Origin of the sequence: Endozoicomonas sp. G2_1 (assembly GCF_017744155.1) — a bacterium.
In the GTDB taxonomy this organism is placed as follows: Bacteria; Pseudomonadota; Gammaproteobacteria; order Enterobacterales; family Alteromonadaceae; genus JAGHQT01.
The window spans coordinates 341621-359123 of the sequence record NZ_JAGHQT010000002.1; the positions used below are offsets into that span (position 1 = coordinate 341621).

A 17503-nucleotide genomic window follows, 5' to 3' on the forward strand; every position below is an offset into this window, starting at 1 on the left:
TTCTACTAATTTCTTACTGATTTTTTGCTTTAGCGCGCGCGTTTTTGCCCGGCCGTGATTTGCGTGCACTGCGTTTTTTCGCTTTGCTTTTTACTTTTTTATCGGTTTTCTTTTTCGGCTTTGCAGAATCACTTTTAGCACCTGTTTTTGCCGCTTTTTGTTTGATACCGCCCGCTCGATGACTAGTTTTGGCCGAAGCGCTCGACTTGCTCTTAGCGGCTTTGCCTTTCGGCAATGGTTTAGCGCGTTTTAACACCGCATCATCACCATAAAGCATCAAGTCTATTTTCTTTTCGTCTAAATTAACCGAAACCACTTGCACCTTAACCAGATCACCAACCCGATATTTATTATTGGTCTGCTCGCCAACCAGAGATAAGCGCACTTGATCAAAATGGTAATAATCGCGGCCAAGTGAGCTAATATGCACTAAACCTTCGATATGTAACTCCGACAATCTGACAAAAAAGCCAAAGTTAGTGACGGTTGAAATCACGCCAGTAAAGTCGTCACCGACGTGATCTTGCATAAACTCACATTTAAGCCAATCGGCAACGTCGCGCGTCGCCTCATCGGCGCGGCGTTCAGTCATTGAACAATGCTCACCGAGCTCAACTACAGCTTCTACTGGGTAGGCATAACAGCCATCGTTGGCAGCACTGTTATTTTGTCCTTCGAGTACCGCTTTAATGACACGGTGAATGACTAAATCCGGATAACGGCGAATCGGTGAGGTGAAATGACTGTATTGCGGCAATGCCAAACCAAAATGGCCCAAATTATCGCTTTGATAAACCGCTTGCTTCATTGAGCGCAATAACATGGTTTGAATTAATTCCTGATCAGGGCGATCAGCAACTTTCGCTAAAATAGCGCCATAATCTGACGGTTCTGGCTCACTTTCACTACCTTTAAGTGAAAACTCTACTCCCAACTCGCGTAAATATTGGAGAAAGTTGCGATACTTTTCTTCACCCGGTTTATCATGCACTCGGAAAAGGCCTGGCATTTGATGCTTTTCAACAAACTTGGCGGTCGCGACATTGGCCAAAATCATACACTCTTCAATGATTTTATGGGCGTCGTTACGTATTAGGGGCTCAATTGACTCGATTTTGCGGTCGGCGTTGAAAATAAAGCGCGATTCTTCGGTTTCAAAAGCAATAGCACCGCGACTTAAGCGCGCCTGATCGAGCGCTAAGTACATATTATGAAGTTCTTGTAAGTCCGACACCAAGGGCTGATATTGCTCAATGAGTGCTTCATCACCTTCAAGGATGGCAGCCACTTTGGTATAGGTAAGTCGTGCTTTTGAGCGCATCACTGCAGGGTAAAACTTGCTGCCCGAGAGCTTACCTTTGGCACTAATGGTCATTTCACAAACCATACACAGGCGATCAACATCGGGGTTAAGTGAACACAGCCCATTCGAAAGCTTTTCCGGTAACATTGGAATCACTTGGCTCGGGAAATAAACCGAGTTGCCGCGGGCTATCGCTTCTTCATCAAGGGCTGAGCCGGGACGAACGTAATAACTGACATCAGCAATTGCCACCCACAAACGCCAGCCACCACTGGCTTTAGTTTGACAGTAAACGGCATCGTCAAAGTCACGGGCATCTTCACCATCGATGGTTACCAGCGGTAAGTCGCGCAAATCAACTCGGCTTGCTTTCGCTGCTTCAGGCACTTCATCCGCCAGTGGCTCAATCTCATCAAGTACTTGCTGTGACCATTTATGTGGTAAGTCGTGCTCGCGCAAAGCAATGTCAATTTCCATCCCCGGCGCCATGTGATCACCCAGTACTTCAACAACCTTACCTATGGCATTTGAGCGTTTACTTGGCCGATGAGTCAACTCAACCACCACTATCTGGCCGTGCCTTGCACCGAGTTTGTCTTCAGCGGGAATAATAATGTCTTGATTAATTCTGGCATCGTCAGGCACGACAAAGGCAATGTGATTCTCAACAAAATAACGACCGACGATTGGCGCTTTGCGCGGCTCAATCACTTCGAGAATGCGCACTTCTTGGCGACCTTTCTTATCCGCTCGGTCAACTAAAATAGCGCTGGCAATATCGCCGTGAAAAACGCGTACCATTTCATGAGAGGTAATAAACAAATCTTTACCGCCCTGGTCTGGGACGAAAAAGCCATAACCATCGCGATGCCCCAACACTTTGCCAGTTAAGACACTGTTTTTCGGTGCAATCGCATATTGCTTAAACTTGTTAAAAACAATTTGCCCTTCGCGTTCCATCGCTCTTAAACGCCGTTTCAAGCCAATTAGCATTTGCTCATCACCGTAGTTGAGCATTTTGGTCAAGGCTTTAAAACTCGGTGGCGGGCTGCACTGAGCGATAAGGTCCAACAGCATTTCACGGCTGGCTATTGGTTTTTCGTACTTGGCGGCTTCACGTTTGAAATGAGGATCGTTATAGGTCAAAACTTGCCTTGTCTGTCGATGGGAACGGTTAATTGCTTTTATTATACCCTAGCGCAAATAAAATGAATGCAAAAAAAATGGCTTGCAGTACAGCAAGCCATTTTTAAATCAAAGAAACAAAATTTAGTTCAGCACGTATGAAAATACAATGGGTGTTGTGACACCACTTGGCGAGCTAATCTCTATGGTAATGGTGCCATTTTCAGGGTCGCCGTCAACTGGGTTTGAGATGTTAAACGTCAGTTGATGACCATTGCGACCTGCACTGTTAAGCACGCTGAAACTGGTCGTTCCATCTAAGTTACCAGCTGATGCACCAACGCTTACTTGAGTATCTCTAGGCATGACATTACCGGCTGTATCTGAGAACGCCAAAGTAAAGGTTTGGCTTGCACCATCGGCAATCGCAGGCAATGCAACTGTTGCAGTACCGTCGTTACTCGCGACAACGCCAATGCCATTGGCAATCAATTGGTAATTAGCGGCAGAGCTTGCCATCACTAATTCTATGGCTTTACGGACGTGAATTGAACGAGTGCTCGAACAGTTTGCTCCCGAACACTGTGGTCCATTAAATTGGCTATCACGACCGTCAAAAGTATTATTGTTATTAAAATCGATAAACACTTCGCCATTGTCGCGAACGCCATTGGTGTTGTCGTCGCGCCATGCTTCACTCATATCCAAAAAGCCTGAAGCTTGCGGTGTAGCACGACCAAAACCAGACGCGACAAACGTGGCTGCATTGCTTGAGTCGGTCGCGTCAAGCGCACTGCCGTCGCTGTCGTCAAAGCTATTGTTGCCGTTAGTGTCAAAAAAGCTTTCATGGCCAATTGCCGTCGCTAAAATCGTGACTCGATGATCGGCAACACGCGGTTCGCTGCTAGTCCAAGTTACGGTACAAGAGCCACCAGCAGTGTTACAGCTAGGCTGAATAACACCGCCTTCAGTAGTGAAGTTAACGGTCGTGCCGTCAGGTACTGGGTTGTTGAAGTTATCAGCTAAATACACTGAAACTTCTGACGTGACACCACTAATTGAGTCGGCTTCAGGGTTGAGCAAGGCTGCTGACAATGTAAATGAGCGCTGCTCCGGCAAACCAGTATTGATCGACAATAAATCAGATTGCGTTTGTACCGTGTCATCACCCAAGGTAGCAACCGCATTAACTCGAACAGCCGTTGGCACGGTGCCCGCCGTCACTTTAGTGGTAATTAAACCTTGGCTGTTGGTCAAACCTTGTGTTGGGCTTACTTCAATACCACCAGCATTGGTTGATAACGTAAAGTTAACCGGTTGCTGAGCTAATGAATTACCTGAATCACTGTTCACTCTAAATGTAAGTGTCGAGGTCTCTTGCTGGCCTTGGCCGCCAGTACCACGTAGGACAATGGCACTTGGCTCGGCAGAAACGAACTCTATCGCGCCAATTTGCTCGCCACTAATACTGATGTTAGCAGTAGCTTGTCTAATCGTACCGTTATTGTTAATTGACGCTATGATGACATCATCAACACCTGTGCGACCAGCACAGCTGGTATCAACAAATGTAGATTGGGCGCGACCATTAATTGTATTCACTGTCTCGTCAACTGTGGCATTGTTGTTAGCGACACAGCTTGAGGTAAAGGTAACTGGTGTTGGTGTTGTTACGCGATTGCCTTGACCATCGATTAAATCGACGGTTAAGCCCAAAGTACCACCGGCACTTAAGTTACCATTGGCAAGAGATAAACGAATAGTGCCTTCGGTAAAACTGTTGTTATCGTCGAATGAACCAATTCTCAAACCAGGGTCAACGACAACCGCGTCAGCAGCAAGGATTTGATAATTAGTGGTGCTAGTGAGGTTTGCCGCTGCGTAACTTGCGGTCAGTACTCCCGCCCCGAGACTATCACCGCCGGTTAGGGTAACTGTTGCTAGGCCTTGGCTGTTGGTGAGTGCAGACGGCGCGCTTAACGTACCGACTTCTGCGGTAAAGGTAATAATTTCATTGACGATTGGCTGATTACTTGAATTGACCAATACCGCGCTAATACTAGCGGTTTCATCAGCTCTAAACTGATTAACAGCATTGCCATCAAGAATGAGTTGGCTGGTTAACGTGCTTTGCGCTTGTGGGTTATCAGCGCGGACAAATTCATACGCTTGTTCTGCAGACACATCGCCAATACTTGCAGTGACCGTTGCCGCACCAATACTGGCATCGCTATTCGACAATGAAACAACCGCTTGCCCGGCACTATCGGTAAGCTTAGCGGCGGGCGATAGGTCGCCTAAGTCGGCAGTAAAATCAATGCGTTGGTTGGTCAGTAGATTATTGTTTTGATCCCGCAGTGTCGCGGTAAAGGTGATGGTTTCATCGGTATTAAAACTGGACTTAACCGCGCCGTTGCTGTCGGTAACCGTTAAGACAATTGAAGTAGGCGTTGCAGTGGTCACACCGCTGCCGTCGGTTATTGTCTCGTTTTCACCGGAGCTGCCATTACAGCCGGCAAGTGCCAAAGCAATCGTGAAACTGATCGTTAGCCAAAACTTATTCATCATATTTTCCATCTAAACCGCGATTATAAAGCATTGATTATTTCAGCAGTTTACGATCAAAAAATAGGAATGTCATACACTTAATGATAGCTTTTTAGTATTTACCGGCCTTTGCCGCCAATACCACGTGTTCTGGCATTTTTTCCGCTAATTTACTCAGTGCTTGGCTGATTTGTTTATAAGTCGATTTATCGTCGGTCACGGCATTGTGTAACTGGCTATACAAGCTTGGGTAGTCAAGCGGGCTACCATGCCCTTGATTATAAATTTTCGCCAAACGCAACTGTGCTTTTAGGTTAGCTAAATTTGACGCTTCACGCAGGTACACAATCGCTTTTGCCATGTCGGGCTGCATAAATTTGCCGACGTGGTAATAACGTCCCAATTGTTCAAGCCCTTCAGCCAAGCCCTGATCCGCCGCCAATTTCATATAATGTAAGCCAAGCGGGATGTCTTTTTTAATACAAACACCATAGGCCAACATATCACCCCACAGAAATTGGTATGATGGCATTTTGGCTTTCACTGCACGTGCTTCAATATCTTGAACCAGTTGACACTCATCAATAACAACTTGGCTTAAGTGTTTGTTTTCTTTTATCAAGTCTAGAAGTTGGTTGTCGCTATAAATTTGCACTGCGCGTAATTCTTGCGCGTTAACGCCTTGGTTGACACCAAAAACAAACAAAATGGTCCATAATAAACGCATCGTCACTGTTTACTACCTCTATTGATTACGCCCACAGCTATCAAGATATGCTCTATACTGTTATCGACGACAGACAAATTTTCTGTAGTGTTCTAGATAAATTGCCTGATACTTTTAGTGATATCACTAGCAATATAAATACCAGATTACTGTCACGTTAATGGCAGATACCAAAGTAACTCAGCATTATTTGCAAAAATTCGCAATTTGCGGTTAGATGTTAAGCAATAAACGCTGTTAAATTATTGCATACCCGCTTATCTCAATGATCGTTGAAATTGATATCCAAGAACTCAGCGAAGGCCATTATGTTGTTGATATTGTCAAACAACAAGCTAGTTACGCCTTAACAAACTCTGGACATATTAAAAATCAACAAGTTATTGAGTCACTCAAGCGTAAAGGCGTACTTTCTGTTCTTATCGACACTAGTAAAAGTGAATCGAACCAAGAAGGCAATGCAAAACTTGGTCGTTTTCACGATGAACAATTACCCGCTATTGTTGAAATTACTAAGGCCAAGAAATTATTCAACCAATCAAAACAACTGCAGCAACAATTACTGCAAGACTTTGCTTCCGGTGAGCCCGTTAACCTCACGCCAATCGTCGAAAGTAGCAACCAAACCTTAAACGCAATTTATAAAAATCCCGACGCGTTGGCCTGTATCATTAACATTCGCGAAAAAAGCGAATACTTGCTCGAACACTCGGTCGCAGTCTCAATGTTGATGAGTATTTTTGCCCACTATCTCGCACTTGATCATCAAATTAGTCAGCAGCTCGCACTGGGTGCCTTTCTACACGACGTTGGTAAGGTCAAGATTCCCGATGTACTGCTCAACAAGCGCAGTAAATTAACGCCAACCGAATACGCGATCGTAAAAACCCATGTCAACCATTCTATTGAGCTGGTGCGGCAAATTCCAGGGCTCTCCGAAATCAGCATGGAAGTGGTTGCACTTCATCACGAACGACTAAACGGCAGCGGTTATCCCTACAAATTAACCGCAGACAAAATCAGTCAGTACGGCCGAATGATCGCAATCTGCGATGTCTTCGACGCGTTAATTTCCAATAAGACACACAAAAACGGCTACAGCCATGTTCAAGCCTTTGCCATTTTGCGCAAAATGGGTCAAAAGCAAGAACTTGATATTCAGTTAGTTGATGCTTTTATCAAGTGTTTAGGCGTTTATCCGGTTGGCTCGCTGGTGGAGTTGAGTTCGCAAAAGTTGGCCATTGTTGAAGCTAGGAATCTACAAGATACCTTAAAACCGAAAGTGCGCAGCTTTTACGATCTCACTGATCGACGCTATATCATGACTCAAGACATTGATTTAAGCCAAAGTTCGGAAAAAATCCTCAAAGGATGTCGAGCCGAAGATTACAAACTTGATATGAACAAAATAATTGAGTTTTTAATGATGCAGGGATAGGACGAATTGTCGTTTTTGAAGGTCAGCACTGTCTTTGAAATCAAACCACTAAAAACAAAAAAACGCCGGCCAAGGCCAGCGTCTTAACAGTAAATTTTTACTGACCGAGTTAGATCGAGAATGATGCGCCACAACCACATGTAGTGGTCGCGTTTGGGTTAGTCACCAAAAAGCGACTGCCTTCTAAGCCTTCGGTGTAATCAACTTCGCCGCCAACTAAATATTGTAAGCTCATTGGATCAACCACCAAAGTAACCCCTTGCTTTTCGATGGTCATATCGCCCTCGTTAACCTTTTCATCAAAGGTAAAGCCATACTGAAAACCAGAACAGCCGCCACCGGTAACGTAAACCCTAAGTTTTAATTCTGGGTTCTCTTCCTCGGTAATCAAGGTCAATACTTTACTCGCTGCAGCGTCAGTAAATTGTATTGGTAATTCTGGATTCGACATGATGAATACTACTCTTGCTTTTTCTAAATTGATTAACTCAGGCCACAGTGCTCATTAACTTTATCTATAACTGTTTAGTTATTTAAAACAGCTGATAAATTGCACAGGCGCGTATTATCTTAAACCTGACTATTTTAATCAAGTATTGTGTCATGCTATTTTGCTTTAGCTAATGACAAAATCAATACGAAAGGCGTTACTACTAACCCAATTGTAAAATATCTGTCCACTGATAACCGCGGTCATATTTTTGATATTTCTGCCATTTACCCTTCGGTAACACTACCTCAATAGCGATACTTTCAGGCTCGAACCCCTGTGGCAAAACAAACTCACCCTCGACGATTTGAAAGTACTTAAAACTAAACGAAAGCTCTTTTTGAGTTAGCTCAGATAGATCACCAAGCGCATATAGCTTGGGCTTGTTAGCTAAACTACCTTTTATCGACAGTTGAATATAGCCTTTGGCGTAGCGCTTTTGCACTTGTTGTTGCACTAAAGCCACTTGAAATCTATAGTGATTATCGCTAGCTGTTGAGAATACTTTGGCACTATCAACAACCAAGCCACCGACTTGTTTCTCTGGCGCCATGACTTTTTGATAAAACGCCAGTTCCTTTTTAATTTCAAAATGTTCTGCTTCAGTTTCTTTAAGCAAAGCCATCGAACGTTCACTTGCAAGGCGTTCAACCTCAAGTTCTACTTCCAAGGTGTTAATTCGGCTCACTTGTTGTTGCTGCTCTTGATACAGTTTTGTCAGTCGTTGCTCTTGCACTGTAATCGTTTGTGCTTGATAACTGTGATAAAAATTGCCAACTCGATACCCGCAAAACAGACAAATCAACATTATTGCCAATAGCAGTAACGCTGAACGAAACGAGCCCAAGCGCTCGACGACAACGCGTAAATTAATTTTTGCTAACCAATTCATTTGTAAAGTATGATGATGTTTAAGTTGATGAAGTCGTTACAACTTCACCCCCGAATAATAATTTATAATAATTTTCTAAAATATGAGCGTTGTTTCAGCTTTTAAAAAACGTTTAGCCCTTCCGGTAACCAGCTGGCAAATTTGTCTACTTGCCATCATTTGTGGTTTTGCCGCGGCACTGCTATTGGTACTTTTCCAAATAACCATTGAAAACATCCAACACTTTTATAGCAGCGAAGCATTCCAGTATATCAGCATCGACTGGCTAAGTCGTTTTCAAATTCCGATCCTTGCGGTGGTATTTATCTTATTATTATCTCGGGTGACTGGCTATCAATATATCCGCTCAGGTATCCCCTTTGTTCTGCACCGTTTGAAGGTCGCTTATGGCGCTATGCCATTTCGCAATACGCTCAATCAGTTTTTTGGCGGTGCTTTTGCCATTGCGTCAGGCTTTTCGGTGGGTAAAGAAGGCCCATCAGTTCACTTGGGTAGCGCAAGTGCTAGCTTTCTTGCCAGCAGACTACATTTGCCATACAACGCCATTCGCACCTTGAGCGCTTGCGGCATCGCAGCAGGTATTTCAGCGGTTTTTAATACGCCCATTGCTGCTGTAGTATTTGTCATGGAGGTAATTTTACGGGAATACAAAGTTCACATTTTTATTCCCGTGATGCTGGCATCAATTGTCGGTTCGGTGGTTACTAGTAGCTTACTTGGCAATGAACACAGCTTCACTTTTTTTGCTGAACTCGAGCTTGATTTAATTTTTTATCCACTTCTGATTATTTTTGGTGCAGTTTTGGGTACCTTTGCCTCGGGCTTTAACCATTACTTAGCGAAAACCATAGAACGCTTTCAACACTGGCATATTTTTAACCGCTTACTAGTTGCGGCACTTATTACGGGGGCACTTAGCCATCTAGTGCCCAATGGTATGCTCAATGATATAGGGTCAATCCAAAACGCCATCGACAATCAATGGCAATTTCAAGTATTAGCGGTGTTTTTACTAGTAAAAGTACTGATGACTATAGCCGCAATTGGTTTAGGCATTCCCGGTGGTGTTATTGGCCCTATTTTAATGATTGGCGCGTTAACGGGTATGTGCGGTTCGTTTATCGCCGGTCATTTCCTACCTGCAGGTGAACACATTGCCAGTGATTTAGCTATTTTGGGTATGGCAGGATTTATGGCGGCCACGCTAAATGCGCCATTAGCGGCATTACTGGCGGTAGTAGAACTATCGAGGCAACTGGAAATTATTGTTCCGGCAATGATTGTTATCACCGTTGCTTGCTTAGTAGCAGGACAAATGTTTGGCAATCGTTCAATCTTTATTATGCAATTGAACGTACAAAAACTGGCATATCGCAAATCACCGGTTGAAAATTCCTTACAAGGTATTGGCGTATTAGGTTCTCTTAGAAACCAGTTAACGTTAACTGAAAGCGCTGACAATAACCAAGCTCGCTATCACTTGGCCAATAACGATAACAATGCACTGATTATTAACCAATATCAGAACCACGAACGGCAAAATTGTTTTGAGTGGTTAAGCTTTGATGACAAAGTGCCCGCACAAGAAATCGTGGTTCGCCAAGCACTACTGCCGTTGTCGTCGCAAGCAACACTGGCAGAGGCTTATTTAGCGCTCAAAGATAAACGCCAAGGCGGCGTCTATATTTATCAGCGCGATCAATCTGATATCATTGGTGTCATTCTGTTTAGAGATATTCAAGCTTATTTGCAGGAAGGAAAAATTTCTTAATGAATACGATTTTATGGCTCAAAGCATTTCACGTAATTTTTATGGTGGCTTGGTTCGCGGGCATCTTTTACCTACCGCGTTTGTTCGTCAACCACGCCGAAAGCGACAATAAAGATGTTATTGAGCAGCTAAAAGGCATGGAAAAGCGCCTGCTTTATTTTATTACGCCATTTGCCTTTTTAACCTTGGCTTTTGGCCTTGCCTTAATTCATTTTTATGGCAAAGAATGGTTTGTCGCCGCCAAGTGGTTGCACATAAAATTAACCTTAGTTATCGGTCTTTTTATTTATCACGGCTATTGTTTTGTTTTGTTGAAAAAGTTTCGCGAAGACAGAAATACCCGTTCGGGTCGCTTTTATCGTCTATTCAATGAAATTCCCGTCATTGCCCTGTTCATCATCATTATTTTGGCCTACGTCAAACCAATGTAAATTTGACGCGAACAAGACTAGGGAATGGTGGCAATTTGTGCTATATTCCGGCAGCAAAATTAGCTCCATTCTCAGCGACTAAACAAAGGCTTAATCGCCCGTGTGCAGTTGCAATAGGTAACTTCAAATGATGACATTTCAAGGTAGTCATATTTTGTCGGTATCGCAGTTTGATCGCGATGCCATCAGTCGAATTTTAGACGTATCTGCGCAAATGGCCCCGTATGCCGCCAGACAAAAACGTTGTCATGTACTCGACGGCGCCATCTTAAACAGTTTGTTCTTTGAGCCAAGTACGCGTACGCGAGTTAGTTTTGGTACCGCGTTTAACCTGCTAGGTGGTTTTGTCCGCGAAACAGTAGGCGAAGAAAACTCGTCACTGAGCAAAGGTGAATCACTCTATGACACCGCGCAAGTAATTAGCGGTTATTCCGATGTTATCACCATGCGTCATCCGCAAATGCACTCAGTCGCTGAGTTTGCCAAGGGCAGCAATGTCCCTGTCATCAACGGTGGTGACGGCGCTAACGAGCACCCTACTCAAGCGCTACTCGATTTGTTTACCATAAAATCGGAAATGGCCCCGTATCAAAAAGGTTTAGACGGCTTGAATATCGTACTGATGGGTGATCTTAAACACGGCCGCACCGTACATTCACTATCGAAACTGTTGAGCCTTTACGACAATGTTAAAGTGACAATGATTTCGCCAAAAGCACTGCAAATGCCAACAAATGTCGTCGATACGCTAGTTAACGCTGGTCACCAGGTTGAAATTACCGATACCATTGAAGACAACCTTGCCTGTGATGTGATTTATCAAACTCGCATCCAGCAAGAACGCTTCGCCAGTCAAGATGAAGCTGATTTGTATCGTGGCCACTTTAGTTTAAATCGCCATGTTTATCAGCAGTACTGTAAAAACCATACCGTGATCATGCACCCATTGCCGCGCGATTCACGCCCTGAAGCAAATGAGCTAGACACAGATTTAAACGATTTAGACAACCTCGCTATTTTCCGTCAGGCGCAAAACGGCGTCTTAGTAAGAATGGCGTTATTCGCTTTAACCTTAGGGGTTGAAGACAAATTAACTCAATACGAAAAACCAATTACCTGGTATAGCAACAAATATTAAGGCTAACCTTATGCAACACTCTGCTCAATTATTTGAAAACGCCAAAACGATTATTCCTGGCGGTGTAAACTCGCCAGTGCGCGCTTTTAACGGCGTTGGTGGTACTCCTTGTTTTATTAAACGCGCTGACGGCGCTCACATTTTTGACGCTGACGACAACGCCTATATCGACTATGTCGGCTCATGGGGGCCAATGATTTTAGGTCACAATCACCCAGTGATTCGCAATGCCGTTATCGAAGCCGCACAAAATGGCTTGAGCTTTGGTGCGCCAACCGAAATCGAGATCACCATTGCCGAAAAAGTACGTGAATTAGTGCCGTCGATGGAAAAACTGCGCATGGTAAACTCGGGTACAGAAGCGACCATGAGTGCAATTCGCCTAGCTCGTGGTTACACCAATCGCAACAAAATTTTGAAGTTTGAAGGTTGTTACCACGGCCACGCTGACTCATTGCTAGTAAAAGCAGGCTCTGGCGCTTTGACCCTAGGCGTACCAAGTTCACCGGGTATTCCTGAAGATTTCGCTAAACACACCCTGACCGTAAGCTACAACAACATCGACGAAGTAAAGCAAGTATTTGCCGAGTGCGGCGATGACATTGCCTGTATTATTGTCGAGCCAGTCGCAGGTAACATGAACTGTATTCCACCTGTCGCAGGCTTCTTGGAAGGTTTGCGTGAAGTTTGTGATCAATATGGCAGCGTCTTAATTCTCGACGAGGTGATGACGGGTTTCCGCGTTGCCTTAGGTGGCGCACAAGCTCACTACGGCATTACGCCTGATTTAACCACTTTAGGTAAAGTGATTGGCGGCGGTATGCCAGTAGGCGCTTTTGGCGGTAAAGCAGAAATTATGGATTACATAGCGCCGGTTGGTCCAGTTTATCAAGGCGGAACTTTATCGGGCAACCCACTGGCAATGAGCGCGGGTTTAGCATCATTAAACGAACTGGCCCAAGGTAACAAGCACGAACAGTTATCAGCAGCAACTGAGAAACTGGCCAAAGGCTTTAAAACAGCGGCAGATAAGCACGGCGTGCCATTGACGATTAATTACGTTGGCGCCATGTTTGGCTTTTTCTTCACCGAAGAAGAAACCGTGACTAGTTTTAAACAAGCAATGGCATGTGATGGCGAGAAATTCAAACGCTTCTTCCACCTAATGCTAGAAGAAGGCGTTTACTTAGCACCATCGTCATTTGAAGCGAGCTTTTTGTCAACCGCTCACACTGATGACATTATTGAGCAAACCTTAGCAGCAGCCGATCGCTGTTTCGCTCAGTTATAAGCAAACAGAGTAAAAGAAAGGGGCTTTATAGCCCCTTTCTTTCTATAGATTAGTAATATTAAAAATCACCCACCAAACAAACGCTCTAACCAAGATTTTTTCTTAGCAACTACGCGCTCTTCCTGACATACCTTAGTATTGATGACGCCCGCACTAATCGCTGGATAACGCACGCTGCCTTGGCATTCACTGCTAAACGCTTGACCACTATCAACCGCAAACCAGGTTTGTTGAATACCATCGGGTAATTCGTCGTGTAGTTCACTTACGCCGTGTTTTTTCATAAAGTCGGCAAACAACACTAACGCGCCGCTACTACCAGTTATTGGCGTTTCTTGGTTGTTGTCTTTACCGAGCCAAGTAGTGACAACAATCTCGTTATCAAAACCAATAAACCAGCTGTCACGCTGTTCATTACTGGTACCGGTTTTACCGGCAACACTTGGTGTTGCTAAACGCCAAGTTAGCGACTTAGCCGTGCCTCGTTTAACTACTTCTTGCATCGCGTATCGGGTTAAATACGTTGCTTGGCTCGATAAGACATAACGGGTCGGCTGGCTAAACTGCCACAGCAATTCGCCGTTTGCTTGCACCACTTTATTGATGGCATGACTTTGTCGATACAAGCCATTCGCAGCCAGTGGTAAATAAAGCTGATTAATTTCAAGCGGCGACATATTAATAGCGCCCAACAACATTGATGGCTGCAAGTTAATATCGTCTTGATAACCCAGTAAATGAAAAGCGTCGGCAACGCGGTTTAAACCGAGCTGCATACCGAGATTAACAGTAGGAATATTAATTGAATTGACGAGGCCATCGAGTAGAGTTACTTGGCCGCGATATTCGCCATCGTAATTTTTCGGTTGCCACTTTTGCCCTTGCTCACTGCTCAGTGTGATCGGTTTGTCGGCCAACGGTGTTGCTAAATTGTATTGCTCGTAACGTTCAAGTGCTGCCAAATAGACAATTGGCTTAACCAAGGAACCAACTGGCCTTTTTGCGTTTAACGCACGGTTAAAGCCGGCATAACCAAGCGCTTTACCACCAACCAAGGCTCGAATTTCACCGCTATCAATATCGGTTACTAGCATCGCCGCTTGCAAATCTTGCTGTTTGTATTTTTTCTCTAAACTCGCCAGCTGTTTATCAACCGTATTGGTTAACGTGTGTTGGCTAGCGATATCAAAGCCGGTAAACACTTTAATGCCAGTTTGCTGCATATCTGCCGGCAGAATTTCCGCTAACTCGCGTTTGACTAACTGCAAATAATCAGGGAAGTTTTGTTTGCGCAAACGTCTGTTTTTTCGCACCGACAACTGGCTGTAAATTGCTTGTTCAAATTCAGCGCGTGACAATAAATGGTGTTCAAACATCAGGCCTAAAATCAAGTCACGACGCTTTTTCGCGCGCTCGGGAAAGCGCCAAGGATCGTAATAACTCGGTCCTTTCACCTGACCAATCAAAGTTGCCATTTGCGCAGGGCTTAATTCACTAATTTGTTTGCCAAAGTAAAATTCGGCGGCCAAACCAAAACCGTAAATACCATTGGCGTAGTGTTGCCCCAAGTACACTTCGTTAATGTAAGCTTCGAGTAATTGGTCTTTGCTGTAGCGATACTCGAGGATTAACGCCATCAAAGCTTCATTGAACTTGCGGATCAGCGTTTTTTCTCGAGTTAAAAACATATTTTTAACCAACTGCTGAGTTAAGGTGCTGCCACCTTGAACGGTTCGCCCAGCTTTAATATTGGCAAATAAGGCGCGAATAATCCCCAGCGGAGAGACCCCGTGATGAAAGTAAAAATCTCGGTCTTCCACCAATAACAAGGTATCCATTAAGCGTTCAGGCACAACTTCAAGTGCCAGTAACACGCGATCTTCTTTATTTTCAGGAACGATACGGTCAATCAAAGCAGGTTCGAGACGAACGCGACTCACCTCTTGTTCTAATCCAGTATCGCTATTGCTTTGGTGTAAACGAGTAACGCGTCCTGCACTGGCGTCAATGGTGACTTTACTGGCTGGAGTCAGACCTTCTCCAAAATCAAACGCGCGTCGATAGACAATTAAACGCTTCGATGATTGGGCAAATTCCCCCGGTGTTTGCACTCGACTAACCTTGCGATAGCCCGACAGCTTTAATTGTTTGGCAAGCTTGTTTAACGAAATGCTGTCACTGCGCTCGAATATCGGTACATAACCATATACCTGAACGGGGATTTTCCAGCGCTGACCTTCAAACTTGGTTCTGACCTTGGCATCGAGGTAAACTGTGTACGCTGCGAGCACAACAATGACAATTAGGGTCAGTTTGACTAAAAACCAACTGGTTCTGCGTAACCAGCCTGGCGGCAGGCCAAAGCGTGCTTTGGTTGCACTTGTTTTAGTTTTAGCGGCTTGTTTTGCTTTAGCCGTCGTTTGACGATTTCCTTTAGCTTTTTCTTTACTGGCTGCTTTGCCCTTACTTTCTTTTGTCACCCGACTATACCTTCAAAACAAGACCATAAAACGACCATCTATAAACAGCCTTTAACGATTGCACAATATCGCGAGATACTGAAGGCTATTCTAACAAGAAAAAACGCTAACTATCACCAGATAATTAGCGCTTGTTCGAGACAGTGACTCAGCTATTTAAACGTTTTATAAAGCTTCTCCGTTAATATCAGTGGCAATCAGTAATTGGCCGTCGGGGTCATCGCTATTAGCATCGGCGATCCAAGGCGCAAGACAAGCTCTATCGGTTAAACATGGGTCTGTTAAGCTAGTTAAAAATGCCACCAACTGCGCCACTTCGTCATTGTTGAGGTTAATTTGCGGTAATCTCGAGGTGCCATTTCTGCGCTCTTGACCGAGTTTAGCCGCTGCTGATTGGGCATGAGTTAACGTGTTTGGGTACAGGTCCTGACATGCTGTGACCGATTCAAACTGCTCAAGCTCACACCAACCTGCATCTTGCGCATAGTTTTGAGCACTTTGCCCAGGGTTATTGTAATGGCGAACGACACGAGTCAATGAATCGTAACTACCTGCGTGACCATAAGGTGCAGTTAAGGCAATATTAAGCAAACTCGGAGTTCTAAAGCGATAGCGATCATCAGTATTACCTGTGACCCGCTCACGGCCAAAGTCATCGTCACCACTAATGCCGTCTCCTTTCCCCGGACCAATTTGTGGAAATGCCACCGTGTGGTGTTGACCGTCACTAAACAGCGGGCCATTGTGACATGCCGCGCAGCCAGCACCACCTTGCTCAGGCCCTTGAAAAAACAGCAAAGCACCTTGTTTTTGTTCATCGGTCAGTGCGTTGAGATTCCCTGCTAAATAGTTCTGCCAAGGCGAGTCAACGAAAACCATTGAGCGCTCATATTCAGCAAGAGCATGGGCAATGTTATCAAAAGTAATTAACTGCTCTGCACCATCGCTACTGTTAAAGCCCTGTTGAAACGCCTCTAGCCACGCACTTAACGCCAGCTCTCCTGCGCCAATGTCATAATCGCCAAGGCGAGCAGCCAAATGATGGCGAATTTGTTGATTACTGTTGCCCGCTTCGAAAGTCGCGGTTTTCATTTCCTCACTGGAAGTCACCGGAAATCTCGCCTGTGCAGCCACTAGATTCGCGCCCGCATTGATGTCAGCGATACCAAAGCCAGAATCGGGCGTGCTAATGGCAGAACTAGCACCATTTTGTCCAGGCTCTTTGCCTGAGCTTTCAACCCGTGAGTCCCAAAACAAACTGGTGTCCCAAAGCGCGCTGTTCACTATCGTTGGGCTATTGCGTGGCACAATAGGTAAGCCCGTTGAGTTAACACGCCCCTGTCCAAGTACATCTGGCTCAATAGCATCAATGCCAATCGGCAAGCTAAGTTCATCAGCACCACCTAAACTCGGGTGGTGACAACTAACACAAGCGCTATCAAAAGCACCGCCTAAGCTCTTACTAAAAAACAGCTTTTTACCCAGTTGCGCGATTGGTGAGTCAATGGCAGGAAGTTCTCGACCTTGAATCGGTGAAACATCAAGGTCTAGTTGTTCAACTAGGTCGGTCAGCGCTTGGTCAAGTGCTGAAATAGGCTGTTCAACGGGAGGCGCTGGTGTCGGTGTTGGTGCAGGAGTAGGCGCCGGACTTGGTGCTGGTGTATTTTGTGGTGGAACACTAATCGGGTCAACTTGTTCACCACTGCCACCACACGCGCTCATAGCGATACTTAATGTAACTAAAACCGCCAACTTAGTTTGCACAAAACCATTTTTCTTCGCGTAAGTATTTATTGAGTACATTATTGCCTTCCCCATACAACAAAAACTAATATACCCAAACCACCTCAATATACTTGTTCAGTTGGAA

12 protein-coding genes are annotated in these 17503 nt (G+C 44.7%); 5 read left to right on the plus strand and 7 right to left on the minus strand.

Going from position 1 to position 17503, the window contains the following annotated elements:
* Nucleotides 1–13: 13 nt before the first annotated feature.
* The 3 genes from rnr to J7384_RS04625 form a co-directional block, all read right to left on the minus strand.
* On the minus strand, nt 14–2449 hold the full coding sequence (gene rnr, locus J7384_RS04615; RefSeq protein WP_209111697.1) for a ribonuclease R: 2436 nt from the start codon (nt 2447–2449) through the stop codon (nt 14–16).
* Between the two features lie 123 nt (nt 2450–2572).
* Nucleotides 2573–4996, minus strand: coding sequence for an Ig-like domain-containing protein (locus tag J7384_RS04620; RefSeq protein WP_209111698.1), 2424 nt, complete (start codon nt 4994–4996; stop codon nt 2573–2575).
* 91 nt (nt 4997–5087) lie between these two features.
* A complete protein-coding gene (locus J7384_RS04625; RefSeq protein WP_209111699.1) occupies nt 5088–5702 on the minus strand; it encodes a tetratricopeptide repeat protein in 615 nt (204 codons plus the stop codon).
* 265 nt (nt 5703–5967) lie between these two features.
* Here J7384_RS04625 and J7384_RS04630 point away from each other — a divergent pair, with 265 nt between their 5' ends.
* The gene (locus tag J7384_RS04630; protein WP_209111700.1) at nt 5968–7140 is read left to right on the plus strand and encodes an HD-GYP domain-containing protein; all 1173 of its coding nucleotides are present in this window, start codon (nt 5968–5970) and stop codon (nt 7138–7140) included.
* 109 nt (nt 7141–7249) lie between these two features.
* Here the strand turns inward: J7384_RS04630 and erpA are convergent, their stop codons facing one another.
* Nucleotides 7250–7591 (minus strand): iron-sulfur cluster insertion protein ErpA, encoded by a 342-nt coding sequence (gene erpA, locus J7384_RS04635; RefSeq protein WP_209111701.1) that lies wholly within the window; start codon nt 7589–7591, stop codon nt 7250–7252.
* Between the two features lie 202 nt (nt 7592–7793).
* Nucleotides 7794–8522 carry a DUF6776 family protein gene (locus J7384_RS04640; protein WP_209111702.1) on the minus strand — a complete coding sequence of 243 codons (729 nt, stop codon included), beginning with the start codon at nt 8520–8522 and terminating at the stop codon, nt 7794–7796.
* Nucleotides 8523–8604: 82 nt separating this feature from the next.
* Here J7384_RS04640 and J7384_RS04645 point away from each other — a divergent pair, with 82 nt between their 5' ends.
* From J7384_RS04645 to hemL, 4 genes are all read left to right on the plus strand, one after another.
* Complete coding sequence (locus J7384_RS04645; protein WP_209111703.1) at nt 8605–10293, plus strand: chloride channel protein; 1689 nt, start codon at nt 8605–8607, stop codon at nt 10291–10293.
* A complete protein-coding gene (gene hemJ / locus J7384_RS04650) occupies nt 10293–10724 on the plus strand; it encodes a protoporphyrinogen oxidase HemJ (protein WP_247741620.1) in 432 nt (143 codons plus the stop codon). The genes J7384_RS04645 and hemJ overlap by 1 nt, the downstream gene beginning before the upstream one ends.
* A 127-nt stretch (nt 10725–10851) precedes the next feature.
* Nucleotides 10852–11862 carry an aspartate carbamoyltransferase gene (locus J7384_RS04655; RefSeq protein WP_247741621.1) on the plus strand — a complete coding sequence of 337 codons (1011 nt, stop codon included), beginning with the start codon at nt 10852–10854 and terminating at the stop codon, nt 11860–11862.
* A 10-nt stretch (nt 11863–11872) separates the two neighbouring features.
* A complete protein-coding gene (gene hemL / locus J7384_RS04660) occupies nt 11873–13153 on the plus strand; it encodes a glutamate-1-semialdehyde 2,1-aminomutase (RefSeq protein ID WP_209111704.1) in 1281 nt (426 codons plus the stop codon).
* 65 nt (nt 13154–13218) lie between these two features.
* Here hemL and mrcB read toward each other — a convergent pair whose 3' ends face one another.
* Nucleotides 13219–15633 carry a penicillin-binding protein 1B gene (gene mrcB, locus J7384_RS04665; protein ID WP_209111705.1) on the minus strand — a complete coding sequence of 805 codons (2415 nt, stop codon included), beginning with the start codon at nt 15631–15633 and terminating at the stop codon, nt 13219–13221.
* 165 nt (nt 15634–15798) lie between these two features.
* On the minus strand, nt 15799–17436 hold the full coding sequence (locus J7384_RS04670; RefSeq protein ID WP_247741622.1) for a cytochrome c peroxidase: 1638 nt from the start codon (nt 17434–17436) through the stop codon (nt 15799–15801).
* Nucleotides 17437–17503: the final 67 nt, after the last annotated feature.